The organism is Solibacillus sp. FSL K6-1781, assembly GCF_038630735.1.
GTDB lineage: Bacteria > Bacillota > Bacilli > Bacillales_A > Planococcaceae > Solibacillus > Solibacillus silvestris.
The window spans coordinates 2,569,251-2,595,261 of sequence record NZ_CP152038.1 but is presented as its reverse complement, the minus strand read 5'-3'; the positions used below and the strand labels follow the sequence as shown (position 1 = coordinate 2,595,261).

The 26,011-nt window shown below is 39.0% G+C and carries 27 protein-coding genes, 1 other RNA gene and 2 other annotated features; of the genes, 22 read left to right on the top strand and 6 right to left on the bottom strand.

Going from position 1 to position 26,011, the window contains the following annotated elements; all coding sequences use genetic code 11:
* The first annotated feature begins 14 nt into the window (after positions 1-14).
* The gene (locus MHH37_RS13000; RefSeq protein WP_342573446.1) at positions 15-1,214 is read left to right on the top strand and encodes an iron-containing alcohol dehydrogenase; all 1,200 of its coding nucleotides are present in this window, start codon (positions 15-17) and stop codon (positions 1,212-1,214) included.
* Between the two features lie 351 nt (positions 1,215-1,565).
* On the opposite strand, the gene MHH37_RS12995 is transcribed toward MHH37_RS13000, so the two are convergent.
* Positions 1,566-3,167 (bottom strand): N-acetylmuramoyl-L-alanine amidase, encoded by a 1,602-nt coding sequence (locus tag MHH37_RS12995; protein ID WP_342573445.1) that lies wholly within the window; start codon positions 3,165-3,167, stop codon positions 1,566-1,568.
* A 155-nt stretch (positions 3,168-3,322) separates the two neighbouring features.
* Positions 3,323-3,557 (top strand) — a binding site (T-box leader).
* A gap of 86 nt (positions 3,558-3,643) precedes the next feature.
* On the opposite strand from MHH37_RS12995, the gene hisS reads away from it, so the two are divergent.
* The 6 genes from hisS to MHH37_RS12965 all read left to right on the top strand — a co-directional run bounded on the left by hisS (position 3,644) and on the right by MHH37_RS12965 (position 9,370).
* Positions 3,644-4,912 (top strand): histidine--tRNA ligase, encoded by a 1,269-nt coding sequence (gene hisS, locus MHH37_RS12990; RefSeq protein ID WP_342573444.1) that lies wholly within the window; start codon positions 3,644-3,646, stop codon positions 4,910-4,912.
* A 14-nt stretch (positions 4,913-4,926) separates the two neighbouring features.
* On the top strand, positions 4,927-6,699 hold the full coding sequence (aspS, locus tag MHH37_RS12985) for an aspartate--tRNA ligase (protein WP_008408547.1): 1,773 nt from the start codon (positions 4,927-4,929) through the stop codon (positions 6,697-6,699).
* Between the two features lie 157 nt (positions 6,700-6,856).
* Positions 6,857-7,054, top strand: a non-coding RNA gene (gene ssrS, locus MHH37_RS12980) — 6S RNA.
* A 191-nt stretch (positions 7,055-7,245) separates the two neighbouring features.
* The gene (locus tag MHH37_RS12975) at positions 7,246-8,007 is read left to right on the top strand and encodes a tRNA threonylcarbamoyladenosine dehydratase (protein WP_008408546.1); all 762 of its coding nucleotides are present in this window, start codon (positions 7,246-7,248) and stop codon (positions 8,005-8,007) included.
* Positions 8,008-8,326: 319 nt separating this feature from the next.
* Positions 8,327-8,731 carry an aminopeptidase gene (locus MHH37_RS12970; protein ID WP_342573442.1) on the top strand — a complete coding sequence of 135 codons (405 nt, stop codon included), beginning with the start codon at positions 8,327-8,329 and terminating at the stop codon, positions 8,729-8,731.
* 144 nt (positions 8,732-8,875) lie between these two features.
* A complete protein-coding gene (locus MHH37_RS12965; RefSeq protein WP_342573441.1) occupies positions 8,876-9,370 on the top strand; it encodes a GTPase in 495 nt (164 codons plus the stop codon).
* 65 nt (positions 9,371-9,435) lie between these two features.
* Here MHH37_RS12965 and MHH37_RS12960 read toward each other — a convergent pair whose 3' ends face one another.
* Entirely contained in the window at positions 9,436-10,716 is a 1,281-nt protein-coding gene (locus MHH37_RS12960) for a replication-associated recombination protein A (protein ID WP_342573439.1), read from the bottom strand.
* 133 nt (positions 10,717-10,849) lie between these two features.
* Here MHH37_RS12960 and MHH37_RS12955 point away from each other — a divergent pair, with 133 nt between their 5' ends.
* The 11 genes from MHH37_RS12955 to MHH37_RS12905 all read left to right on the top strand — a co-directional run bounded on the left by MHH37_RS12955 (position 10,850) and on the right by MHH37_RS12905 (position 20,606).
* Positions 10,850-11,269, top strand: a complete 420-nt coding sequence (locus MHH37_RS12955) for an Rrf2 family transcriptional regulator (protein ID WP_008408540.1) — start codon at positions 10,850-10,852, stop codon at positions 11,267-11,269.
* A 24-nt stretch (positions 11,270-11,293) separates the two neighbouring features.
* Positions 11,294-12,439 carry a cysteine desulfurase family protein gene (locus MHH37_RS12950; protein ID WP_342573438.1) on the top strand — a complete coding sequence of 382 codons (1,146 nt, stop codon included), beginning with the start codon at positions 11,294-11,296 and terminating at the stop codon, positions 12,437-12,439.
* 59 nt (positions 12,440-12,498) lie between these two features.
* The gene (gene mnmA / locus MHH37_RS12945; protein ID WP_008408537.1) at positions 12,499-13,617 is read left to right on the top strand and encodes a tRNA 2-thiouridine(34) synthase MnmA; all 1,119 of its coding nucleotides are present in this window, start codon (positions 12,499-12,501) and stop codon (positions 13,615-13,617) included.
* Positions 13,618-13,674: 57 nt separating this feature from the next.
* A complete protein-coding gene (locus tag MHH37_RS12940; RefSeq protein ID WP_342573436.1) occupies positions 13,675-14,340 on the top strand; it encodes a tetratricopeptide repeat protein in 666 nt (221 codons plus the stop codon).
* A 163-nt stretch (positions 14,341-14,503) separates the two neighbouring features.
* Positions 14,504-15,145, top strand: a complete 642-nt coding sequence (locus MHH37_RS12935) for a hypothetical protein (protein WP_008408535.1) — start codon at positions 14,504-14,506, stop codon at positions 15,143-15,145.
* Positions 15,142-16,509: a hypothetical protein gene (locus MHH37_RS12930; protein WP_342573434.1), complete on the top strand. Its 1,368-nt coding sequence runs from the start codon at positions 15,142-15,144 to the stop codon at positions 16,507-16,509. The genes MHH37_RS12935 and MHH37_RS12930 overlap by 4 nt, the downstream gene beginning before the upstream one ends.
* A gap of 50 nt (positions 16,510-16,559) precedes the next feature.
* Positions 16,560-16,761 (top strand) — a binding site (T-box leader).
* Between the two features lie 54 nt (positions 16,762-16,815).
* The gene (gene trpE, locus MHH37_RS12925) at positions 16,816-18,204 is read left to right on the top strand and encodes an anthranilate synthase component I (RefSeq protein WP_342573433.1); all 1,389 of its coding nucleotides are present in this window, start codon (positions 16,816-16,818) and stop codon (positions 18,202-18,204) included.
* A complete protein-coding gene (locus MHH37_RS12920; RefSeq protein WP_339262391.1) occupies positions 18,201-18,782 on the top strand; it encodes an aminodeoxychorismate/anthranilate synthase component II in 582 nt (193 codons plus the stop codon). Before trpE ends, MHH37_RS12920 begins: the two co-directional genes overlap by 4 nt.
* On the top strand, positions 18,779-19,150 hold the full coding sequence (locus MHH37_RS12915) for a DUF5071 domain-containing protein (RefSeq protein ID WP_342573428.1): 372 nt from the start codon (positions 18,779-18,781) through the stop codon (positions 19,148-19,150). The genes MHH37_RS12920 and MHH37_RS12915 overlap by 4 nt, the downstream gene beginning before the upstream one ends.
* A 108-nt stretch (positions 19,151-19,258) precedes the next feature.
* Complete coding sequence (locus tag MHH37_RS12910) at positions 19,259-19,753, top strand: sigma-70 family RNA polymerase sigma factor (protein WP_342573426.1); 495 nt, start codon at positions 19,259-19,261, stop codon at positions 19,751-19,753.
* A complete protein-coding gene (locus MHH37_RS12905) occupies positions 19,743-20,606 on the top strand; it encodes a hypothetical protein (RefSeq protein WP_342573425.1) in 864 nt (287 codons plus the stop codon). Before MHH37_RS12910 ends, MHH37_RS12905 begins: the two co-directional genes overlap by 11 nt.
* Before the next feature lie 56 nt (positions 20,607-20,662).
* Here MHH37_RS12905 and MHH37_RS12900 read toward each other — a convergent pair whose 3' ends face one another.
* A complete protein-coding gene (locus tag MHH37_RS12900) occupies positions 20,663-21,133 on the bottom strand; it encodes a redoxin family protein (protein ID WP_008408528.1) in 471 nt (156 codons plus the stop codon).
* A gap of 239 nt (positions 21,134-21,372) precedes the next feature.
* Here MHH37_RS12900 and MHH37_RS12895 point away from each other — a divergent pair, with 239 nt between their 5' ends.
* Entirely contained in the window at positions 21,373-22,224 is an 852-nt protein-coding gene (locus tag MHH37_RS12895; protein ID WP_342573423.1) for a DegV family protein, read from the top strand.
* Positions 22,225-22,243: 19 nt separating this feature from the next.
* Here the strand turns inward: MHH37_RS12895 and MHH37_RS12890 are convergent, their stop codons facing one another.
* The 3 genes from MHH37_RS12890 to MHH37_RS12880 all read right to left on the bottom strand — a co-directional run bounded on the left by MHH37_RS12890 (position 22,244) and on the right by MHH37_RS12880 (position 24,472).
* A complete protein-coding gene (locus tag MHH37_RS12890; RefSeq protein ID WP_342573421.1) occupies positions 22,244-23,449 on the bottom strand; it encodes an MFS transporter in 1,206 nt (401 codons plus the stop codon).
* A 73-nt stretch (positions 23,450-23,522) separates the two neighbouring features.
* Positions 23,523-24,011, bottom strand: coding sequence for a hypothetical protein (locus MHH37_RS12885; RefSeq protein WP_014823428.1), 489 nt, complete (start codon positions 24,009-24,011; stop codon positions 23,523-23,525).
* The gene (locus MHH37_RS12880; protein WP_087616099.1) at positions 24,008-24,472 is read right to left on the bottom strand and encodes a hypothetical protein; all 465 of its coding nucleotides are present in this window, start codon (positions 24,470-24,472) and stop codon (positions 24,008-24,010) included. The genes MHH37_RS12885 and MHH37_RS12880 overlap by 4 nt, the downstream gene beginning before the upstream one ends.
* 224 nt (positions 24,473-24,696) lie before the next feature.
* Here MHH37_RS12880 and rpmG point away from each other — a divergent pair, with 224 nt between their 5' ends.
* The 3 genes from rpmG (at position 24,697) to MHH37_RS12865 (ending at position 25,771) form a co-directional block, all read left to right on the top strand.
* Entirely contained in the window at positions 24,697-24,846 is a 150-nt protein-coding gene (gene rpmG, locus MHH37_RS12875; RefSeq protein ID WP_008408521.1) for a 50S ribosomal protein L33, read from the top strand.
* A gap of 143 nt (positions 24,847-24,989) precedes the next feature.
* A complete protein-coding gene (locus MHH37_RS12870) occupies positions 24,990-25,553 on the top strand; it encodes a 5-formyltetrahydrofolate cyclo-ligase (protein ID WP_008408520.1) in 564 nt (187 codons plus the stop codon).
* A gap of 17 nt (positions 25,554-25,570) precedes the next feature.
* Entirely contained in the window at positions 25,571-25,771 is a 201-nt protein-coding gene (locus MHH37_RS12865) for a YqgQ family protein (RefSeq protein ID WP_008408519.1), read from the top strand.
* The last annotated feature ends 240 nt before the right edge of the window (positions 25,772-26,011 follow it).

Here is a 26,011-nt window from a genome sequence, read left to right as displayed (position 1 = left end):
GAGTGTTTCGTTCGATGTATACAGCCTATTGTAGAACCGTCCAAAGTTCAATGCGTGTCGGTATGAAGCTTATGAACTGGAGAAAGCCAGAATTACTCCAAGGGGAAAACAGCCTTGAAAAATTGCCGGACCTTGTGAAAAGTTTAGATTTAAATATGCTTTTAGTGATTACAGATGAAGGAATTCACAAACTTGGGCTTATGGATAAGTTATTGGAGGGCTTACAGGAGCAAAATATTGCATTTGTTGTCTATAGTAAAACGGTTCCAAACCCAACTTTCACAAATATTGAAGAAGCGTTGGAACTGTATAATGTGAATAATTGTGATGGCATTATAGCATTTGGCGGCGGGTCACCGATGGATTGTGCTAAGGCAGTTGCGGCAAGGATAGCACGCCCCGATAAATCGCTGGTTGATTTAAAGGGATTATTCAAAGTAAGAAAAGAAATGCCGCCGTTTTTTGCGATTCCGACAACGGCCGGAACGGGAAGCGAAGGGACGATAGCCGCAGTCGTATCAAATAGTGAAACACATGAGAAATTCGCTATTATGGATCCGGTGCTTGTCCCGCATTACGCTGTACTAGATCCGGTATTAACGATTAATTTGCCTCCGCATATTACATCTACGACGGGAATGGACGCTTTGACACATGCCGTGGAAGCCTATATTGGAAAAAGTAATACAGAGGAGACGAGAAAATATGCCCGTGAGGCGGTTATACTTATTTTTAAGTATTTAGAGCGCGCCTATGTTGAGGGAACAGATATGAAAGCAAGGACGGAAATGCAGCGTGCGTCCTATTTGGCCGGACTTGCATTTACCCGGGCATATGTAGGCTATGTTCATGCCATTGCTCATACACTCGGTGGTTTCTATCAAGTTCCGCACGGATTTGCCAATGCGATTATCCTGCCGCATGTCCTGCGATTTTACGGCGAAAGCGCTGCTAAGCCATTAGCAGAACTGGCGACGATTGTAGGAATCGGGAAAATAACAGACAGCGATGAAAAAAAGGCAAAGTTATTTATTGAAGCGATTGAAGCGTTAAATGAAAAGATGAACATACCTCGAAAAATAACAGGAATCATTAACCGTGATGTGCCATTAATGGTAGAGCGCGCTATACAAGAAGCGAACCCGCTGTACCCGGTACCGCGCATTGTGAATAAAGATGAAATGTTTTATTTATATCAAGTCATTCAGGAATAATGGATAAGGAAAACGAGGTATAAAAAGAGGGTGAATCATAAATAGAAGTACCGTTAGAAAAAGAAGAAACCTTTATTAAGTAACGGATATTTTATAAAAATTGATTGGAATGGAGGGGAGGCGACTCCAGCGGGAATAGCGTGACGCCTGAGACTAGGAACAAAAGCTAAGAACGCCACGTCCTGTGGCAACGCTTTTGTGACCAACATCCTGTTGGCCTCACGCCCGCGGAAAGCGTCCGACCTGGAATGGAAATCAATTTTTAACGCTCAGCAAAAAAATGCTATTTTTCTCTGAGAGAAAAATAGCATTTTTGGGTTATGATCCAGCGTATTTAAAAATGGTAATAATTTATTCAAGCTGGTCGTCGAAATAGTTTAATAACCCTTGATAGATGCCCAGTGTTGCTTGTTCCCGGTAATAATCTGTAGTAATTGCCCGTTCTTCAGAAGGATTACTTAAATAACCGAGCTCAAGCAATATAGCATTTTGACGGTTTTCGCGTAGCACTAAATAGTTTCCGAAGCGCGGTCCACGGTCCTTCAAGTTAACTTTTGATGCCAAGCCTTCATGAACATATTCGGCAAGCTTTTGCTGGTAACCATTCGTATAATAGGTCGTAAAGCCGCTCACTGAACTATCTTCATTTGCGTCATAGTGAATACTGATAAACGCATCGGCACTTGCCTGATGCGACACTGCTACACGCTTTCGCAAGTCGACAAATATATCAGATTCCCGTGTCATGACAACATTTGCACCGGCAGCCTGTAATTTGGAACGGAGCATTTCTGCTGTAATAATATTAATATCTTTTTCGTCGGTTCCACGAACGCCGGTAGTACCACGGTCATTACCGCCATGACCGGCATCCAGCACGATTGTTAAGCCTTTTAATGTACCCTGTTTACGCTCGGCTACTTGACTTGTATTGTTTTGGGATGTAGTTCCCTGTGAATTGTTTTTACTTACAACCCAGTTTGCGACATACGCAGTCTGTTGATCTTTTACTGCGATTTTAAACCAGTCGCCTTCACTTTCCACTATCGGATATGTATGACCAGCATCTGCGATAACGACTACATTTGAAGAAGTAGAAGGGGATTCCCTTAAGTTTGTCCCGTTATAAATAATCGTGACAAAGTTTTTCGCTTCTTCTTTCTCAGATGAATGATTTTGTTTCAATTGTTTTGTGAAAGTTCCGTAAAAGCTGTAAATCCAACCCTTTTTGCCTTTTTCATATTCAATCTCGACCCAATTATGATCGCGGCTAAGCACTTTAAACTGTTGGCCCTCCGATGCAAGTCCTAATTTTTTTGCTGTTAAATCAGGTTTTTTTCGGATGTTTACGGCACTTACATTAACGGTAAATGTATTCGGATCAATTTGCTCTATAGGTTCATTTGATTGTTCCTGTTGCACATTATCAGTTGGAGTTTCCGGTGTTTCCGACTTTGCATCTTTTACTGTGACATATTCTGCGAATACCCAACCTGTCATTTCCCCGAACTGAATTTGAATCCAATCCTGTTCCTGTTGTAAAAATTTACTTTCCGTCCCGGAAGAGATTTTCGTCAGCACAGATGCGGATAATGATGGCGCTACGCGAACATTTAAAGAGTCCACTTGAGAAATGACCGTTTTGTCTGATGAAGAGTCTTTTTGCACATTTGCTGTTTTCACAAGCCATGCCGCAACCCAACCTTCTTGTTGTCCGACCTGAACATGGTGCCAATCACCTTGTTTTTCAATCGAAATCATCTCAGTTCCTTCTTTTAACGTATCGATGATCGGATAAGAAAGACCGGGACCTTCACGTAAATATAAAATTTCCGCGTTTACATACAACGGTTCCCCGTTGGCATAAGCAGGGCGAGCGGAAAAATTATACGGAATTACCGCTGTGAACAATAATAAAATTGATAAACCAACTATTATTTTATTTTTTTTCATAGTTTCCTCCTTTTAAAATTATTTTGTTTAATGACCCTTTCACTATATCCCCCTATATTATAAAAGTATTTATGACAAAAAATATAGCGTTTTTTTGAAAATGGTTGACAACTTGTCATGACATCATTAAGATTAGTGTTAATTTAACAAAAGTAACATTGCCAATGACCAAACAAGTAGCGGTTGCCAATGCTGAAAAGAGAGGGAAAGACATAGGCTGTAATCTTTCCTGCAGTATGTAACATGTGAACAACAGTTGAGAGGCGTTTCCTCGAAAAATTTTTTCTAGTAGGGGAAGACGGAATCGGCCGTTATCCGAATTCGAGAGGATGTAGAGATACATCAATTAGGGTGGAACCGCGGAAGAATTTACAAGCTTTCGTCCCTTGCAGTTTTTGCAAGGGACGAAAGCTTTTTTTATTTTCTTCTTACTTCAGCTCGCAATGCGTTTGGTCAATTAAGAGAGGAGTGCTTTTATGAATTTTAAAGTACCAAAAGGAACACAGGATATTTTACCGGGTCAATCCGAAAAATGGCAGTATGTAGAACGTGTCATCCGTGATTTATGTGAAAAATATCGCTATAACGAAATTCGCACACCAATGTTTGAATCAACAGAACTGTTTCAACGCGGTGTAGGCGATACAACGGATATCGTACAAAAAGAAATGTATACATTTACGGACAAAGGAAATCGTTCGTTAACATTACGTCCAGAAGGAACAGCTTCAGCGGTACGTGCATACGTGGAGCATAAAATGTTCGGTCAGGCAGATCAACCTGTCAAACTTTATTATACAGGTCCAATGTTCCGTTATGAACGTCAACAGGCAGGACGCTATCGCCAATTCGTACAGTTTGGTGTAGAAGCAATCGGCTCAGCTGATCCGGCAATTGATGCGGAAGTAATGGCACTTGCAATGGATGTCTATACAACACTTGGTTTGTCCGATTTAAAATTAGTCATTAATTCATTAGGTGACAAAGATACTCGTGATGCGCACCGCAGTGCGTTAATTGAGCATTTCACTCCGGTTGTTGGGGAGCTTTGCAGTGATTGTCAAAGCCGTCTGGAGAAAAATCCTTTACGTATTTTAGATTGTAAAGTAGATGCTAAACACCCGGCAATGGCTATTGCACCGGCTTTAACAAATTATTTGACGGATTCTTCTGCAGAATACTTCACGAAAGTAAAACAATATTTGGATGTACTGGGCATTTCCTATGAAGTGGATCCTAACTTAGTACGTGGTCTTGATTACTATAATCATACGGCGTTTGAAATTATGATTACCGGTGAAGGGTTCGGTTCAATTACGACACTTTGCGGTGGCGGGCGCTATAACGGTTTAGTTGAAGATATTGGCGGACCGGAATCACCAGGTATCGGTTTTGCCCTGTCAATTGAACGATTATTATTAGCGCTTGAAGCAAAAAACATCGAGCTTGCAACGGGAAATAATCTGGAAATGTATGTTGTGGCAATGGGTGAAGAAGCTAAACTCAAAGCAGTGGAACTTGTAAGTTCGTTCCGCGCAAAAGGCATTTCAGCAGATATGGATTATTTGGACCGGAAAATGAAAGCGCAAATGAAAGCTGCCGACCGTGCGAATGCGAAATTTGTCATTGTATTAGGTGAGTCAGAATTAGAAGAGCAAGCAGTAAACGTCAAAACAATGGAAACAGGCGATCAGACAAAAGTGGAATTCGGTCAGCTTGTCCAATACGTTTTAGAAAACAAATAGTTGGAGGAATAACAATGGCGCAAAGAACACATGCATGTGGCTTAGTAACAGCTGCAGAAGCGGGACAGGAAGTTGTATTAAAAGGTTGGGTACAAAAACGTCGTGATTTAGGCGGATTAATTTTCGTGGATATGCGTGACCGTGAAGGGATCGTACAGGTAGTTTTCGGTGATCAAGCGAAAGACGCTTTAGAACTTGCCAATAAAATTCGTAATGAATTTGTTATTGAAGTAAAAGGTACAGTAGTTTTACGTGATGCTTCCCAAATTAACAAAAATATGAAGACAGGCGAAATCGAAGTGGTGGCTTCTGAACTGACGATTATAAATGAAGCAAAAAACCCGCCATTCGCAATCGATAACAATGCGGAAGTTTCGGAAGAGTTACGTTTGAAATACCGCTATTTGGATTTACGTCGCCCTGTAATGTATGACACATTTAAGATGCGCTCTGATGTAACACGTACAATCCGCAATTTCTTACAAAACGAAGGCTTCCTGGAAGTGGAAACACCAATTTTAACGAAATCAACACCAGAAGGAGCACGTGACTATTTAGTTCCATCTCGTGTACATGATGGTGAATTTTATGCATTACCGCAATCACCACAGTTATTTAAACAGCTATTAATGGTAGGTGGCTTTGAGAAGTACTTCCAAATTGCTCGTTGCTTCCGCGATGAAGATTTGCGTGCAGACCGTCAGCCGGAATTTACACAAGTCGACATCGAAACTTCATTCTTATCAATGGATGAAATTATTGAAATGAACGAACGTCTTCTTACTCAAGTTATGAAAGATGTAAAAGGCATTGATGTCGTTACACCATTCCCGCGCATGAGCTATAAAGAAGCAATGGATCGTTTCGGTTCAGATAAACCAGATGTTCGTTTCGGACTGGAATTAAAACAGCTTTCAGACATCGTAAAAGAATCCGCATTCGGTGTATTTGCTAACGCAGTGGCAAATGGCGGTGAAGTGAAGGCAATCAATGTAAAAGGCGCAGCAGCAAACTATTCACGCAAAGATATTGATGCATTAGGCGAGTTTGCAGGCCGTTACGGGGCAAAAGGGTTAGCATGGTTAAAAGTGACAGAAGAAGGCTTGAATGGCCCGATTGCGAAGTTCTTTGAAGGCGAAGCAGCTGACACAATCATCCAAGCAACAGAAGCACAGGCTGGTGACTTATTATTATTCGTTGCAGACAAATCTTCTGTAGTTGCAGACGCACTTGGCGCATTACGTTTAAAATTAGGAAAAGAACTAGGCTTAATCGATGAGTCGAAATTCGAATTTTTATGGATTGTTGATTGGCCATTATTCGAATACGATGAGGCGGAAGGTCGTTACTATGCGGCCCACCATCCATTCACTCGCCCATTTGATGAAGATTTAGAGTTAATGAATACAAACCCTAAAGAAGTTCGTGCACAGGCATATGATATCGTATTAAACGGTTATGAGCTTGGCGGCGGATCACTACGTATTTATGAGCCAGATTTACAAGCAAAAATGTTTGAACTGCTTGGATTTACTGAAGAAGAAGCGCGTGCACAGTTCGGCTTCTTACTTGAAGCATTTGACTACGGCGTTCCTCCACATGGTGGTTTGGCGATGGGACTTGACCGATTAGTAATGCTTCTTGCTGGCCGTACAAACTTACGTGATACAATTGCATTCCCTAAAACGGCAACAGCTAGCTGTTTATTAACAGATGCACCATCACAAGTTTCAGATGCACAGCTTGAAGAGTTAAGCTTACGTATCGCAGCGACAGCAAAAAAATAAATGTTAAGGTACTTCTTCTCACGGGAAGAAGTACCTTTTTTTATAAAGTAAATTGGAACCATATTATTCTAAAAAATTAGTACAATTTTAATAATTTATAAGAATGGAATGTTTTCGATTGAATAATCAGAATATTGGTGTTAATATAACACTAATACGAATCCTGATGTGTTCGTCGCTATATTTGTTACTAAACACTTTTGACCGAACAATAAATCGTTGGGAGCTACTATTACCGTAGAAGCAAACATGCCCCATTTGGAGCGGGAAGTTTAACGCTGCGATTAGTGCACCCCCTTGCTATAGACGCGGGATCAAAACGATGTTGTAGCAAGACGGCATTTTTGGGATTCGTCCATTTCTAATTTTACTCTTCTACTTTTATGTAGAAGAGTATTTTTATTTTGTTATAATAACTGGAATTGGAGCATTCTGAAATGATATTATGGAAAATGCTGCTTTCTGTCATTAGATTGTTGCTTGCATCTCGTATATGATGTCGTTATAATGCCTAGTAGAATGATAAAGATTGAGGGGTAAAATTAGATGTTACATCAATTTTCACGAAACGAGTTAGCTATTGGAACAGAAGGGTTAGAAAAGCTGAAAGAAACGACAGTCGCAATTTTAGGTGTAGGCGGTGTAGGCTCGTTTGCGGCAGAAGCATGTGCACGCAGCGGGATTGGCCGTATCATATTAGTAGATAAAGATAATGTGGATATTACGAATGTCAATCGTCAATTAGTTGCATATCTATCAACAGTTGGAAAATCAAAGTCTGCTATTATGAAAGAACGGATTGCAGATATTAACCCGGAGTGTGAAGTAATTGATATGCATATGTTTTATACAGAAGAAACGTATGAACAGTTTTTCGCACAAGGAATTGATTATGTAATCGATGCATCCGATACAGTTATGTACAAAATCCATATTATGAAAGAATGTTTAAAACGCAACATTCCAATTATCTCAAGCATGGGTGCTGCCAATAAAATGGATCCTACACGATTCCAAATTGCCGATATTTCAAAAACGCATACAGATCCACTGGCAAAAGTAATCCGTACAAAACTGCGTAAAGAAGGCATTAAAAAAGGTGTAACTGTTGTATTTTCAGACGAATCCCCAATTGTCGTACGTCCAGACGTTGCACAATATGTAGGAAAGCCTGAAGCGGAAATCCGCAAAGCACAATTACCACCTTCATCAAATGCATTCGTACCATCTGTTGCCGGATTAATTGCAGCAAGCTGGGTTATTAATACGATTTTAAAAGATATCGAAATTAAACGTGTTCAAGGGTAATTCGTAAACTTCCATAAATGAAAGGATGTGTAAAAGGGATTTCGAAACCTTTTAACACATCTTTTTTATTGAGGAATTGTTAAATGATATTTACTGATTTAAACGTTGTTTTTACATCTGAAACGTCATTAGACAATTAATGAATCATCAAATTTATCTTTCCGTTAATCAAATTATTGCGTATTAAATTACATACTTATATTAGTTTATACAAAAATTTCCTCATAAAGTGGTTTTGTTATGAATGGTTATTCATTAAATGGAATACAATATTATTGTGATAAAACAATAAAAATGTTTAAGAAATGGAGCTTAAGAAATGATCATACAACAATTGGAATACCGGGGTTTGAATTTACATGATGTGGTCGGCTCAGTGGAAATTGCAATTGATGCCGATTTAAATACGATTCACATTTATGACACCGATCATATTGTTGAACCTGAATATGATTTTTTAACGAAAAACTTCAAGCTAAGTGAAGGTTTCTGGAAAATGGCGAATCTAATAAAAGAAAAGCAATTATTTCTGAGCAATGATGAAAAAAATTTAGATGTATGGATTGATTCATTTAATTGGTTTTTTTACAGTTCAGGCCCTTCCGTTAAAATCTATAAACTGGGTGAGATGGTTGTATATAAAAACGACAGTGAGAATATAAAGAAGTTATTGTATGAAAAGTACTTTTCCCGTTTGACGGGTGAATCTTTAAATGGCAAATGACATAATATTCTATTAAGAGAATAATTATGGCAAAAATATGGCAGGATTTTAATGATTTTTTCGTTTTTTAAGAAAAATTCCTTTTTTTTGCTATAGTTAGAGTGTATTGATAATATGCATGGGGATGCAAGGAGGAACGATAGAATGACAATCGAAATGAAAAATGATTTATTGAATTTGCCGAGTCTACAGTTGAAGATGGATACAATCGTTTTTGAAAATATCGATACAAAACCAAATTGGTCGAAAGCTTTTGAGCAACTTGATGGATTATTGCACAAAGTAGCGAATAATTTTAATTTTTTCATTGCTAAAAATGACGGGGAACTGCCATCAAGCACTACTTATTGGACGCTTTATATGGATATTGCTTCAAAACTTTTATACTTTACCGGTTTAGCGCATGCCAACTTAATTGCGGAAGATGATATGGATGCACGTGCACATGTGAGTAAGTTTTATGAGTTAAGTGCGAGCTGTATTCCAAACGCGCATACTGAAAATAATGAAGAATTGCTTTCGGAGATTCAAAAGAGTATTTACCAGTTAAGCGGTGAAGAAGTTAAGCTGACTGTTGCCGACAATGTGGAGCAGTGTATTAAAGCATTTAAGAAATTTGCAGAGTCATACGAAAAGTAAAATATAAAAGAGTCATTTTCATTGATTTGAAAATGACTCTTTTTGTATTCGTTATAAATTGTCTTTTATTTCTTAAAGGATTTTAGCTTCTCATATATAGCGGCCATTCTTTTTTCTTCACCTGCTATTACGGGCTTATAAAATTCGGTACCTGCCAATTCATCCGGTAAATATTGCTGTTGCACCCAGCCACCAAATGTTCCAAGAGGGGAATCGTGAGGGTATTTGTAACCGACATGACCGAGTTCTGCCGCACCCGCATAATGAGCATCTTTTAGATGGTTCGGTATATCACCGGTTTTCCCTTCATGAATTGCTGCAATCGCTGAATCCAATGCTTTATAGGCTGAATTCGATTTGTCCGATAAACACATTTCAACGACAGCGGTTGCAAGTGGTATGCGTGCTTCCGGCAACCCGAGTTTCACGGCAGCTTCCGTCGCTGCCTGCACATGTGCTCCGACACTAGGATTCGCAAGTCCGATATCTTCATAGGCCATGACGAGCAGTCGTCGACATACTGCAACTAAGTCCCCATTTTCGAGTAAATGAGCCAAATAATAGAGCGCAGCATTTGGATCGCTGCCTCGTACCGATTTTTGAAGGGCAGACAATAAGTTATAGAAATGAGAGCCCCCTTTATCCCCAAAAACCCCAATTCTTTTTGCAAGTGCGTCGATCGCATTATCGTTGATAATAGTTACTCCGTCTTTTTCATCTGAAGCATAATAGACCGATTCCAAAAGGGTTAATGCTTTTCTGGCATCTCCGTTGGAAGCATTGGCAATTTTTTCGATTTGCTGTTCGGTTATATCAATTTTTAAATGTCCAAGTCCACGTTCTTTATCTACCAATGCCTGATTGAGTAGTTGAATGATATCATCGCCTGTTAAGCGTTCCAATTGTAATATTTCCCCGCAGCGCGAACGGATGGCAGGGTTTACATCATGGAACGGGTTTTCCGTTGTTGCCCCGATTAAGACGATTGAACCGTTTTCCACATGCGGCAGCAATGTATCTTGCTGAAGTTTGTTGAAGCGGTGGATTTCATCTAAAAATAAGAGGACTTTACCGCTCATACGCGCGTCCATCACGATTTGCTCAATATCTTTCTTCCCAGCATGTGTTGCGTTCAATGCAAAGAACGGAATTTTCGAACTCCCGGCAATGGCGTTGGCAATCGATGTTTTTCCAACTCCCGGAGGTCCGTATAGCAACATCGAAGGTACATGTCCTTTTTCGATCATTCTAAACAATGGTGTTGCTGATCCAATAATATGCTGTTGCCCGACAATTTCATGAATTGTACGAGGTCTCATTTTATAGGCGAGCGGTTCATTTTGCATAATTTTTCGCTCCTTTTCTTTTCAGTTAAATAAATTGGTTATTGTTAATTATCATAAAGTATTTCCGAGTGGTTTAAAAGGAGTTGTGTTATAATGAATAATATTATAGGACTAGAAAATAAGAGGTGTAACGATGAAAATATCGACTAAAGGGCGTTACGGTTTAACGATTATGATTGAATTGGCAAAGCATTATGGCGAAGGACCGATTCCGTTGCGACAAATTGCTGCGGATAAAGATTTATCTGAAGCGTATTTAGAGCAATTAGTGTCTCCACTCCGCAATGCAGGCCTAGTAAAAAGTGTTCGTGGTGCATACGGCGGCTATATGTTGGCACATAAACCTAATGAAATTTCGGCTGCTGATGTCATCCGCGTATTGGAAGGACCGATCCAGCCGGTTGAAGGAATTGAAAACGAGGAAGCGCCACAGCGTGAACTGTGGATGCGTATTCGGGATGCAGTAAAAAATGTATTGGATACAACGACGATTGATGATTTGGCAAAATATACGAATAATGAAGTATCTGACGGTTACATGTTTTACATTTAGTGTTATTTAAAGGAGTTAGTTAGTTTGAAAAATTCAATTTATCTTGATCATGCCGCTACTTCGCCAATTGCATCGGAAGTAATTGATGTAATGGCACGTGCAATGGCAGAGGAAAGCGGTAATGCATCAAGTATTCATACAGTTGGACGCAGTGCACGTAAAGCACTGGATGAATCTCGGGCTAGTTTGGCAGCCAAATTAAATGCGAAGCCCTCTGAAATTATTTTTACAAGCGGAGGAACAGAAGCCGATAATATGGCCATCTTTGGAACAGCGTATGCGCGCCAAAAAGAAGGTAAACATATTATCACAACAGCAATTGAACACCATGCCGTTTTACATGCGTGTGAAAAGCTTGAAAAAGAAGGTTTCACGGTGACGTATTTACCAGTTGATCAAACGGGACGTATCCGCGCTGAACAGGTAAAAGAGGCTTTACGTGATGATACGATTTTAGTGACGATTATGTATGGTAACAATGAAGTCGGCACAATCCAGCCCGTCGCAGAAATTGGTGCGATAGTAAAAGAACATACCGCAACATTTCATACAGATGCTGTACAAGCATTTGGACTGGAAAAAATGGATGTTGAAGCACTTCACGTTGACTTACTAAGTGTTTCGGCGCATAAAATTAACGGTCCCAAAGGAATCGGCTTTTTATATGCAAAAACAGGAGTCAAACTGACAAATATCCTTTATGGTGGCTCACAGGAGAAAAAACGCCGTGCAGGTACCGAAAATGTCCCGGCTGTGATCGCTTTTGCAAAAGCAGCCGAATTAGCAGGACAGTCTTCACAACAGCGTATGGAGCAGTATAATGGTTTCAAAAATATTTTAATCGAACAGTTCCAGCAGGCGAATATTGATTTTCATCTGAATGGTCATCAAACGAGCGTTTTACCGCATGTATTGAATGTGACTTTCCCCGGGACGGATGTTGAATCATTTTTAATCAATTTGGATATGGCCGGCGTACTCGTATCTAGCGGTTCTGCTTGTACAGCAGGTTCGATTGATCCGTCCCATGTACTTGTTGCAATGTATGGACAGAACGCCCCTGAGCTTCGTAGTTCCATTCGTTTCAGTTTTGGGTTAGGATTAACAGATGAGTTAGTGCGAGAAGCAGGTAAGCGTACTGCTGAAATTGTGAAACGTCTAACTTCGTAAATTTATAAGAAAGACTTCGCGCCTTTTACGCGATTTGTCTAAGAAAAGGTGAATAGTAAATGGTAGAAACAAGAGATCCATCTCAAATTCGAGTAGTTATTGGAATGAGTGGAGGCGTTGATTCATCAGTAGCCGCTTATTTATTAAAACAGCAAGGCTATGATGTAATCGGTATTTTTATGAAAAACTGGGATGATACAGATGAATTCGGTGTATGTACAGCGACAGAAGATTATGATGATGTCATCGCAGTATGCAACCAAATCGGCATTCCGTATTATGCAGTTAACTTTGAAAAACAGTATTGGGACAAAGTGTTTACGTACTTCCTCGAAGAATATAAAGCAGGCCGTACACCGAATCCTGATGTGATGTGCAACAAAGAAATTAAATTCAAAGCCTTCCTGGAGCATGCACTGGCACTTGGCGCGGACTATTTAGCGACAGGCCACTATGCACGTGTAGCGCATGACGAGAATGGTGTGAAAATGCTTCGCGGCATTGATAATAATAAAGACCAAACGTATTTCCTGAATCAGTTAACTTCAGAACAGCTTGAAAAGGTCATGTTCCCAATTGGTCATTTACCGAAGCCTGAAGTGCGTAAAATTGCGGAAGAAGCAGGTTTGGCAACAGCGAAGAAAAAAGATTCAACTGGGATCTGTTTCATCGGTGAACGTAATTTCAAAGAATTTTTAAGCCAGTATCTACCTGCACAGCCGGGCAATATGGAAACATTTGATGGTGAGGTAAAAGGTACGCACGACGGCTTAATGTACTATACATTAGGGCAACGTCACGGCCTAGGGATCGGCGGAGACGGCGAACCTTGGTTTGTTGTCGGTAAAGATCTAACACGTAACGTATTATATGTTGGCCAAGGTTTCCATCACGATGCATTGTATTCGGATGCGTTGACAGCGGTAAAAATGAGCTTTACAGGTGAAGCCAAAACGGGCACATTTAATTGCACGGCTAAATTCCGCTATCGTCAGGAAGACTCGCCGGTAACCGTGACTATGCGTGAAGACGGTACAGCATATATTGAATTTGCCGAACCAGTTCGAGCGATTACACCGGGACAAGCGGTTGTATTATATGATGGTGAAGAATGCCTAGGTGGCGGTACAATCGATGGCGTATTTAAAAATAGTGAAAAATTAACATATGTAGGGTAATAGACGATAGACGTTCATTAAAAATGAGCGTCTATACATATTTATAGAGGTGACATAATGGATACAAACTATAATGAAATCGGGATTAAAGCATTCCAGGAAAAGCGTTATGAAGAAGCTGCACAAGCTTTTACACAGGCAATTGAAGCACAGCCGAACGATGCGATCGGCTATGTGAACTTCGGTACATTGCTTGCGGCAATGGGGGATATTGAACGTGCTGAACGTTTTTTCCAAAAGGCGATTACAGTAGACGAAAAAGCTGCTACAGCGTATTACGGATTGGCAAATTTATACTACGAAGCTGAGCGCTATACTGAAGCAGCAAAACTATATCAAAAATCGATCGATTACGGAATCGAAGGGGCAGATGCCTATTATATGCTGGCTAAATCTTTTGAGCGGGAACAGCAATTCAAGTTGGCCCTGCCATTTATGCAGCGTGCGGCAGAGCTTGCGCCAAAAGATCTGCAAATTCGTTTAGCATACGGAATTTTGCTCTGCTCTTTGGAAATGTTCGATTTTGCAAAGCCGGAGCTGGAATTTGTTATTGAAGAAGACTGGAATAATGCAGATGCGCATTATAATTTAGGCGTATTATACGCGGTAGCTACAACAGATACCGATAAAGCAAAGTATCATTTGAAACAGGCTTATACATTGCAGCCTGAATTTGAACAAGCTAAGTATTTATATGATATGATTTGCCAACGTTCGAACTAAATTTAACATTTTCTCCCGAAAAGATGAAAAGTGATGTGCTGGAAAAGAAGTTTCCAGCACATCACTTTTTTTAATAAAATGATAACGAAATGAAATACTTCACAGCTATAAGTTTATGATATGATGGATGAAACTGACAGTTATTTGAGGTGGGATATTTTACATGGACGCTAAAATAGATGTAGCAGATTGCATGTTTTTAATTTCTGATGAAAAAATGTGCCAATTTCAACAATTGATAGATGAACTTGACTTGTTCACGTTAATACTACCTTTCAGTGAGGATTCATACCAGCGTTCTATCATAATATTTGATATTTGGTATTTACTGAATACAGAAGAGGCTGACCGTATTGCTCATCCCGAAAACATTATGATTTATCCAATGCGGAATTATTTACTAGATAGAATTAAAAACTTTCAAATAAAACGTTATATTCAGCTTGCGTTATATGAGAACGATAAACTGGCATTTATCTGTGCGATATATATTTATTTGAAACTCGATCAGTTTGTTTTAGAGAAAATGAAGAAAAATGAAGAAATTGCGATAAACTTTCTAGCCCTTAGAGAATTCAAAGATAAAAGTTTACGACCTTACTATGATTCGAAATATATAGAAGTTGAAAATTACCCGAAACAACTGGCGTTATTGCAAAGTACGGTAGTAAAAGAATTGCAGGAAATTATGGAGGAACATGAACAGCCACTCAAACTTATATTTGAACAAGCAATTGATGAGGCAAGTGAAATTTATGAAGCTGTATTTGGATTGATAAATGATTGGGGTGGGCGAGTATCATGAAAATTTTAAACCAAATCGAACATTTACGTAATTCATTTATAGAGCTGAAATATATGGAAGTGATTCAGTTTAGCACAATTACATTGCCGACTACTCTCGAAGAAAAGAGATATGATGAAGCTCTTATATGTTATGAATATTTGGCCTCAGCATATTTTGAAATAGGCAGCTATCGAAATTTTCACGCGGTCATGGATGATTATGAAAAGCTTTGCTTAACATATGGAAACAATGAGAATAAGATGATCTACTACTACTTATACAGTCTCGAACATATCTTTACAAAACATCATGATGAATCAATTGAAGCAGCAAAAAAATCGCTTGAATATGCCCACTTTTTACAGAACGATGAACTTGTCGTTATCAACTATTTCAATTTGGCGGCACAGTACCGTTATATAAATGACCAGGAAAAAGCAACGATCGCCATTCGTTTGGCGGAATTTTATAAACAAAAACTAACTTCAATCAATGCGACGATCGTCCGAGGTTATTTTGGGGCACTCTATTATTATGCATCAGCAAATAATGACGTGGAATTTAATCGGATAAAGCATGGCATTTTACAACAGCTCACAGGTAAACATCCTTACTATGAGGGAAGTCTGCTTTTTGCGGAAGCGATTTTAAACTATAATTCTGGGCAAAGACAAGAAAGTCTGAAATTATTTGAGCAGGCATTTTTACAGTTGGAAAAACAGCGTAACTTTGTATTATTGTCGGTAGTTGAAAGGTATCTGGAGCGTTTTGGCCTAATGAAGCATTTCCGATATAGGGAGGAAATGCAGCAGCTGATTGAAACGAACAAAAGAGAGCCGGAAAATATACGCAAAATACGGAATATACATGATGATTTATTTTTTGAAGAAGAAACGACCGCGCTTAAAATCAAATATCCTCATGTTGTTTCAAAAGAGAGTACGATCCAATATGTAAAACAGGCACTTACAAATAATGAGGCGCTATACTGTATTCATTGGTGCTTTATAACGGACAAAATTGAAGAGTTGTTCGGCAGTTTATTCACAGAGCAGTTGTTATTTACATTATTTGAATCAATTTATTCGAATATTTTTGAACATAATGCAAAAGTGAATGTATTAACAAAAAATACAGGGGAAGCCTTTATCCAAAATATTTCCGAAGCGGACTTTTTTAAATTGTTGATGAAACTGGAGGAGAAACTTCAAATGAGTGTTGTTCATTCGACATCAGGAGTCGTAGAAATTCCGATTCATTTTGGGTTTATCCATTCAGATCAACTTCCACAAGAAGAATTATCGTATGAACAATTAGCCGCCTTTGCCGATGCGAGTCTGTACTATGCAAAATCACATGGGCAACTTTATATTTACAGTTAATTTAAAATAGTTTGTAAAACTCAGGCTGAAACGATACAATAGCAAGTATAGTAAAAGCGATGATGAAAAAAGAGTAGTAAAGCAGCGTTTTATAGAGAGCTGACGGTTGGTGGAAGTCGGTAAACGTACTTTATGAATGGACTTTCTAGCTGCACAGAGGAAATGCTGTGCCGTAGCGCTCACGTTACGAGTTTTGAGTGGACTAATTAATTTAGTCAATAAAGGTGGCACCACGGCTCTTTCGTCCTTTAAATACGAAAGGGCCTTTTTGTGTTCACAAAAAAGAAAAGCTGAGGAGAGATGAGTATGGCAGTAAAGACAGATAAGTATGTAATGAAGCAGGTAAATGGCGATACGTACACGCCAATTTCGATTTTTGAATCGATAGTTGGAACGAAAAAAGTATTATTCGAATCCAATGCAAAATTTAAGCAAAACGGGCGCTATTCCTTCATCGCCTTTAATCCCGTTGGTGAACTGAAAGGGAATGCGGAATCGGGTTCTTATTCTATCCATTATCAGGAGCTGACGGCAGAGCAGAAACCAGTATTAACTTTGTTGAGGGAGCTATTGCCAATTCAAAATGAAGAAGCTCCATTCGCCTTTTTTGGCGGGGCAATCGGTTATTTTGGTTATGAAACAGCATATCATTTTGAACAAATTGGGGAAATTGTAGGTGATGTATACAATATGCCGGATGTTCATGTTTATTTTTATGAAACATTCATCGTCATCGATCATCTGCTACAGCAAGTATCCATTGTAGCAATGGATCTGTTTCAGGTGGGGCATTCGATGGAGTTCATGCAACAAAAAGTGGATGATATCGAACAAATGATGATGTCATCTGTATCATATAAGCACACAGCAGAAATCGATGTACAGTTCGCACCGACAATTAAAAAAGACCGCTTTATTGAAATGGTTGAAACTGCAAAGCAGCATATACGTAATGGCGACATTTTCCAAGTTGTTTTGTCACAAACATTTGAAGCTGATTACCGTGAAAATGCATTGACGCTTTACCGCAAACTACGGACGTCAAATGCCTCGCCGTATATGTTCTTTATGGAATTTGGGGATTATACGGTTCTTGGCACATCACCGGAAAGTCTCGTGAAAGTTCAAAAAGGGCTTGTCACAACAAATCCAATTGCCGGTACAAAGCCACGTGGACAAAATGCACAGGAAGATGAAGCAATCGCAAATGCATTGCTGCAAGACGAAAAGGAAATAGCCGAGCATAAAATGCTTGTTGATTTAGGACGAAATGACGTTGGCCGGGTAGCGCAGGTTGGAACAGTAGCTGTTACAAAATATATGGAAATAGAAAAATATAAATATGTGATGCATATCGTTTCTGAAGTAACAGGTAAATTACGGGACGATGCCCACTTAGTCGATGTCATTGCATCAAGCCTGCCTGCAGGTACTGTATCAGGTGCGCCGAAAATTCGAGCGATGCAAATTATTAATGAGCTGGAAAAGAGAAAGCGCGGAATTTATGCGGGTGCTATTGGATATTTATCGACTTCGGGGGATATGGATTTAGCCCTTGCAATCCGTACAATGATAATAAAAGATGAGAAAGCTTATGTTCAGGCAGGTGCAGGGATTGTTTATGATTCTGTCCCTGAATTGGAATATGAAGAAACGTTAAATAAAGCAAAAGCATTGCTGGAGGTGCGGAAATGATTTTACTGATTGATAATTACGATTCATTTACGTATAATCTGTATCACCAAATTGCACAGTTTGGAGAAGACATAAAAATTATTCGAAATGATGCCATCACGGTTGAGGAAATCCGCGCATTGCAGCCGAAAGCAATAGTTATTTCTCCAGGACCCGGGGAACCGAAAGACGCAGGGATTGTCATTGCAATGATCCGCGATCTTTACAAAGAGATTCCGATATTGGGAATCTGCCTCGGCCATCAATCGATTGGCGAAGCGTTTGGTGCAACGGTGAGCCGTGCCAAAAATATTATGCATGGGAAAACGAGCCTGCTGCAGTTTGAAAAAACGGGTTTGTTTGCACAATTTGAACGAGAAGTAGAAGTGATGCGATATCATTCGCTAATCATTGAAAAACAAACATTGCACGAAGATTTCCACATTGTCGCTACAAGCGCAGATGATGGGGAAATAATGGCCATTCAACATAAGCAATATCCGGTATATGGACTGCAATTCCACCCTGAGTCAATCGGAACAGAACTTGGTAAGGACATGATTAGCATGTTCTTAAAGAAGGTAGAAGTATTAGCATGATTCCAAAAGATAAACATGATATTGCAGCAGTAGAGAAACTGGGGACAATGGAAGTAGAATCGGTCATTCCATTATTGCCGCAGCTGCTTGAATGGGTGCAAGATATGAACTGGCCGATCGCTGAGCCAATGGTAGAACTGCTGCTTCATTATCCCAACGAACTAACACCACTTGTTGAAGAGGTGCTGCTTGGAGATGATGATATGTGGATTTACTGGTGTCTTGTGGAGATTGTACCGAAGCTGCCATTTTATTCGAAGCTCGTTTTGGCAAATGCTGTGGAACAAATTGCCACAATGGAGAAAACACCTTTTACTGAAGATAATATTGAAGCTGCAAAAGAAGCTTTATTAAGTTTTCAACCATAAAAGATTCGCCTAATCGTTCATTGGTTAGGCGTTTTTTTAGTGAATTCACATAGAAATGCGTCCAAATTTTAATGAATTCCGTCTATAAGGGTGAAAGGAGGGCGGCTAGTGGAAATTGAGAAGCTAATTGATACATACAGTGACTATTTGTACCGCATTGCTTTTATCTATACAAAGGATCGTTTAGCAGCTGAAGAAGTTGTTCAAGACGTATTTGTAAACTATTATCATAAATCCGATCAGTTTGAACAGAAAGCATCGATTAAAACATATTTAGTGAAAATGACGATTAATCGCAGCTATGATTATTTACGAAGCTGGAAAAATAAGAAGTTCTTTATTGCTCAGTTTTTTCAGCAATATGAAAAAGGTGCAGAACAAATCTATGTCGAGAAGGAATTACAGGGTGAAATAACCGCTGCTGTACTTTCGTTACCGGTTAAAGATCGGGAAGTATTATTACTCTATTATTATGAGGAGATGACTGTTTTTGAAATCGCCGAGTTATTAGAGTTGGCAGTATCGACTGTAAAATCGCGATTGCAGCGGGCAAGAGTAAAATTAAAGCCAAAATTAAGCGTGGGGGTGATGGATGATGATTAAGGAGAAGTGGCAGCAAGAATTAAGTAGAGTGCAATTAACGGAACAACAGAAGATAAATTTAATGCAAACGATCGATCATTCCAAACGCCCGAAACGTCATAAGAACTGGACGATTGTGATTGCTCCAATTTTTGTATTTACGGCACTGTTTTTCTTATATTTGATGACGAATGATCCGTTCGTTTCACCTCTTAATCAAGCATCAGATCCTGTAACGGAGAGTTATGAAAACGAACATTTAGCTGAAGTTATAAGAAGAGGCAAACATGTGGCCATCATTAGTTTACTGCTAATTCTCAACGGTGTGCTTGCCACAATTGTTTTCTTTACGATGAAGCGATGGCAAAAACCGAAAATACGCAAACTTCGTGAAACAGTTTATAGATGGCGCTATTCGCTTATTTTTCTCTCACCATTTATTATTTCTGGAATCGGGAGCACAATCCATATATTTGAAGTGGATATGCAGTGGCTGAGATTTAGTATTTTCATGCTTATAAATATTTTGCAAATTGTACTTTTATTTTACTTTGCCCGCAATAGAACAGGGAAGGTATGCTGTCCGCATTGCGGTTATTCGTATTCTGAAAAAGAGCAGAGAAAAATGGTATGTAAGTTTCAATTGGAATTGCGTTGCCCTTCCTGTAAACAAAAACTGTTTTATTCTAAAAAATACCGTCAAATAATTGGGGGCTTATCGATGCTTACTACGCCAACGATTATTTTTTCTTCTTCGTTTGGGTTACCGATTTCATTAACTATTCTAAGTCTGGCTTTTTATGTCCCGGCGATGTTTTTCATCGTTATGCCATTGTATTTGGAACTAACAGAGGAAGAGGAATTCTTATTTTAAAAAGAGCAGCCGAATATAATGTTCGGCTGCTTTCTTCTATTATATATAAGTGACCCTTAAAGTAGTTTTGCAATATCGTTTTCTGCTTTTGTCGGTGAATCTTGTGGTGCATAACGTTTAATGACATTCCCATCACGGTCGACTAAAAACTTCGTGAAATTCCACTTTACCGATTGTCCTAAAAGACCTTTTGCTTCGGAAGATAAATGTTTAAATAATGGATGGGCTTCTGTACCGTTCACTTTTACCATTTCGTGCATCGGGAACGTTACACCGTAATCCAAGCGGCAAAATTCGGCAGCTTCCTCACCGGAAGACAACTCCTGTTTAAATTGGTCGGAAGGGAAGCCGAGTACGACAAATCCTTCTTCCTTATATTTTTCGTATAATTCTTCCAGCTGTGTAAACTGATTTGTAAATCCGCACTTGCTTGCGGTGTTGACAATCATCATTACTTGGCCTTTATATCGATCTAATTCATATTGCTCGCCTTTTTCTGTCTTAACAGGAATATCGTAAATATTCATGCTTTCGTTCCTCCTCGAAACTACTAATATAATGATTTGTAATTTTATCGTACTTGAAATAAAGCGCACATGTAAAATAATTGCTATCATCAAAACACAAAAATAAAATATGACTCTTGTCGAAATAATGACGGCCACCGAACTTATCTATTCAAATATGACATGTGTCACTGTGCCATTATTGTGATTGCGCTTACATTTTTGGTTGGCATAAAAATTTTACATCAGGGAGTTTTACAATGAACAAAAAAATTGCATGGATTACAGATACGGCAGCATTATTACCAGAACGTTTTATTCAAGAACACTCAATTCATGTGCTTGCATTGAACATCGTTTTTGAGGAAGGTGCTCTTCGTGAAACAGTGGACATGACGCACGATGAATTTTACGATAAATTAAGAAATTCACCAAAACATCCGAAAACATCTCAGCCAGCATTCGGCGAACATGTGGCATTGTATGAAAAACTAAAAGATCAAGGGTATGACTGTGCCATTGCCATTCATACTTCAGAACAACTATCAGGAACAGTATTAAGTGCTCCAATGGCTGCAGAACAGGCAGGTTTCAAAAGCTATGTCATTGACGCAAAAATTGGTTCATATCCAATGCAAGTGATGCTGGCTCTCGGGATAGAGCTTGAAAATCAAGGACATGCACCAGAAGAAATCGTTGAGAAAATTGAAGCAATGCGTGGTAAGGCGGAACTTGCTTTCATCCCTGCTAGCTTGGAGCAATTGCATAAAAGTGGACGTGTATCAGGAATGGCCATGTTCCTTAGTAATTTACTGAATATTAAACTCGTAATTGAATACAATAAAGAAGGCGGCGTTGAGGTAACGAAAAAAGTACGCGCTGATAATCGCGCCAAAAAAGCGGTCATCGAAAAACTTGAACGTGCCATTTTAAAGTCACCTGTAAAGGAAGTAGCAATTATTCACTGTAATAATGAAGCAGGGGCTATCGAGTGGAAAAAAGAGTTGTTGAGGGCTTTTCCATCAATTCAATTTACTCCAACACCGCTTTCTGCCTGTGTAGGTGTCCATGCGGGTGAAGGAACATTAGGTTTGACATGGATACGAGAATAAAAAAATGCAGGGCCACTTTCTAGAGGCTCTGCATTTTTTCGTATTTAGATTGATAGTAATGTATGAAGCCTGCAAAAGTAAATGTAAGGACGAGTGCCGATCCGATGAAAAGGACAATGCCTGTCCATCCGTAGTGCATCCAAAAAATACCGCCTACTGTCCCTCCGATACTTGACCCCATATAATAGGCAAACAAATATAATGAAGATGCCTGAGCTTTGTCGATTTTGGCTAAAAAACTGACCCAGCCGCTTGCAATGGAGTGGGCGCCAAAAAATCCGAAAGTGAAAATAATGAGTCCGCCTACTTTCAACGGCAAACTTATAGGAAAAGTGAGCATAACGCCAACGAACATAATGACAATGCCGCTATATAGAACATTTTGCCGTCCATATTGATCAGACAAATTTCCAAACCATGTAGAGCTCCACGTACCGACTAAATAAACAACAAATAACCAACTTACAAATGTCATACTTAAATTATAGGGAGGCTCGACCAGTTTGAAGCCGATATAATTGTACATTGTCACAAAGCTGCCCATTAAAGTAAATCCAATCCCGAACAATAAAACAAGCCTTCTATCTTTTATATGCTGGAATAGTGTTTTAGTCAGCAATCGGAATTGTAATGGGCGTGGAGTAAAGTGTTTCGATTCGGGTAGTGCCCATACGAAGTAGCAGCTGATGATAATGCTTAAAACCCCAAGTACAATCATCCCCATCTGCCAGCTGAACAAATCACTCATCGTACCGATTATTATACGCCCCGATAAACCTCCAATCGCATTTCCACTTATGTAAAGACCCATTGCCACGCCTAAGCTGGAAGGATCCATTTCTTCTCCTAAATAAGCCATCCCAATGGCAGGAACCCCGGCAAATACAAAACCTTGAATCATACGCAATGCGAGAATCGTCTCAAAATTGGGAGCAAATGCTAAAGCGAGTGTTAAAAAGGAAGCCGCAAAAATCGAAGCAGTCATCAATTTTTTTCGCCCCCAAGCTTCCGACAATGAACCGAATAGTAACAGGCTAAATGCCAAAATGGATGTAGCAGCAGATAATGATAAACTGGCTACTGCAGGGGATACATTGTAATCATTGGAAAACTGGGGCATTAACGGCTGCGTAATATATAGGTTGGCAAAAGTAATAAAACCTGCAGCAAATAACGCGATATTGGTCATTGTAAAAGCTTTTGTTCCTTTTTTTATATAGTCCATATAATCCCTTCAATCATGAATACTTTTGAATAATCGATAGTTTGGAAGAAGAATTGTATGATACGATTTGTAGTTATTCGGTCGGTTGCCCTGTTAACACTTGGGCAATTTCCTCGATTGTCATATCAGAGCGGAGATCAAATGCACCTTTTTGAATAGAACGTGCAAATTCCGGTTTTGACAAATAAAGTTCAAGTTCACGACCATTTGCTACAATGCCTAAGTCTTCTGCCTGCTGGCCAATTGTATAAATTGAAACATTTTCATAAATATAAATTGTCGCTTCAACAACACCTGAATCAGTTTCTTTTTTTGTAACAGAAGTGTTCTCAGCGGTTGCACTATTCGTTTGCTTGTCCACTTTTGATGGATCGGCGGATACCGGATTTTGCTCCTTTAACTGTTTTGAAAGTTCAGCAATTTGTTTTTCATAGTCTTTTACTTGCTTCTCATAAGCGGCGATCTCTTTCTCATTGGAATCAGAAGGGAGCTGGTCAAACAATGCCATGCACGCACCTGCCACAAAAAGACCGATACCAAATGCTCGCAACGATGATTTCATTGTTGACCTCCATTTGCTATAATCGAATGGATTTGAGCATGTGATAATGTGGAGCGTTTACTGATCTCCTCAATCGATAGACCTTGACTATTGAGAGCGAGCACTTGGCTAACTAGAATGCCGTTAATAGGCTTCGTGCTTTTTGGCGGATTAACTTTAGGAGCCGTTCCATTGCTTTGAGCCGCTTTCACTTGTGCTGCCACTTGCTGAAAAGATGAAAACGCTGCTTGCTGCTCTGAGTTTTGTTGGACAGAAGAAGGTTTTCTTACTTGAAAATTAGGTTCTACAAGCAGTTCCTCTTCCAATGCTTTTACGCGTCGTTTTAAAGCATTCGTTTCTTGATAAATATTGATCGATAAATCTTCTACATCTTTTTCAACACGTGCTGATTTATCTTTAAATAATAGGGATATAATAATGACAGCAATACCGGCAATCATTAATATTGAAGAAAGTCCCATATGAAATCCTCCATTTCATTTAATCTATTTCTTAGTTTAGTCAGGAAACAAGCAATTTTTATAATAGGAAATGCGTTTTCCTACTGCAGATTCCCTTTATTTTAACATAGTAAAACTTATTAAGAAATCATACTAGATTTTTTGAAACAATGTGTTATAATAGGTAAGTCGTATAAATCATGCTCAAATAAATTTATTCTTAATTTAGAGTGGGAGGGTTAATGATGCGCGTAAACATTACTTTAGCTTGCACAGACTGCGGCGAACGTAACTACATTTCAAAAAAGAACAAGCGTAACAATCCAGAGCGTCTTGAACTTAAAAAATATTGCTCTCGCGAGAAGAAGTACACTCTTCACCGTGAAACAAAGTAATAATCGCTCATTTAGCCAAAACCACTCGTTGGTTTTGGCTTTTTACTTGCTACCCTCTTAAATTTTACTATGATGATTCAACAAATTTGATTTATGATAGTAATGTTTAACTTAAAACAGCTTTATTGAAAGTAGGGATTTGTTTGGAGAAAAGAGACTATCGTATAAAAGTGCAGGAAAAATTGTCCAAAATGAACGATCAGGCATATCGTGAACGTTCATTGGAAATTGCTCAGCAATTAGTACAAGAACCATCTATTCAAAAAGCAAATATTATCGCAATTACATTATCAAACCAGCCGGAAGTGGATACGACGTTTATTATTGAGGAATTATGGAAATTAAATAAATATATTGCAGTTCCGAAATGTAATCCTAAAGATCGCTCGATGCAGTTTTACAAAATTAACAGTTTTGATGAAACCGAACGAGCTTATAAAAATATATTAGAACCGATACCTGAACGAACGGAACTGGTCGAAAAAGAACAAATTGATGTAATGATTGTACCAGGGGTAGTATTCGATCGTCATGGGTACCGTATTGGATTTGGCGGGGGCTATTATGACCGCTATTTAGTCGGGTTTAAAGGGATGCGGATATCGTTGGCGTTTGAGGAGCAGCTGTTGAACGAAATACCGAGAGAATCACATGATCTTCCGGTACATATACTACTTACAGACAAAAATCGCATAATCTGCGAATAAATGGTGGGGGAACGAGAATGAAGTCAATGTTGGATGTGCTTGGCATCTTAAAACAATACGGCATTTACATTTATACAAAGGACCGTATTGGAGATTTGTACTTAATGGAAGACGAAATTAAGGAATTATATAAATCTAAATTTATCGAGACGAAAGATTTTCAAATGGCCTTGTTAATCTTGCGCCAGGAAGAGCAAAGGCTTAAAGCAGGAAAATAACTGGAATTTAACGTATAATAGTAAAGGTCGGATAAAGGGTTACTTGTTTACTTAGGGTTTTGGACTTTTTGATGAACATACCCTGAGTGTTACAGCGGGAATAAACCGCTGTTTTCATATTTAACGAAACCTTTTCGAAGTTAATACGTACTAAATAATAGTGCTATTTTATGAATGTAATCTGTTTAAACGAAATAATGTTGCGGATTTGTTTGAAAAGCTTTAACATAGATTTTGTTT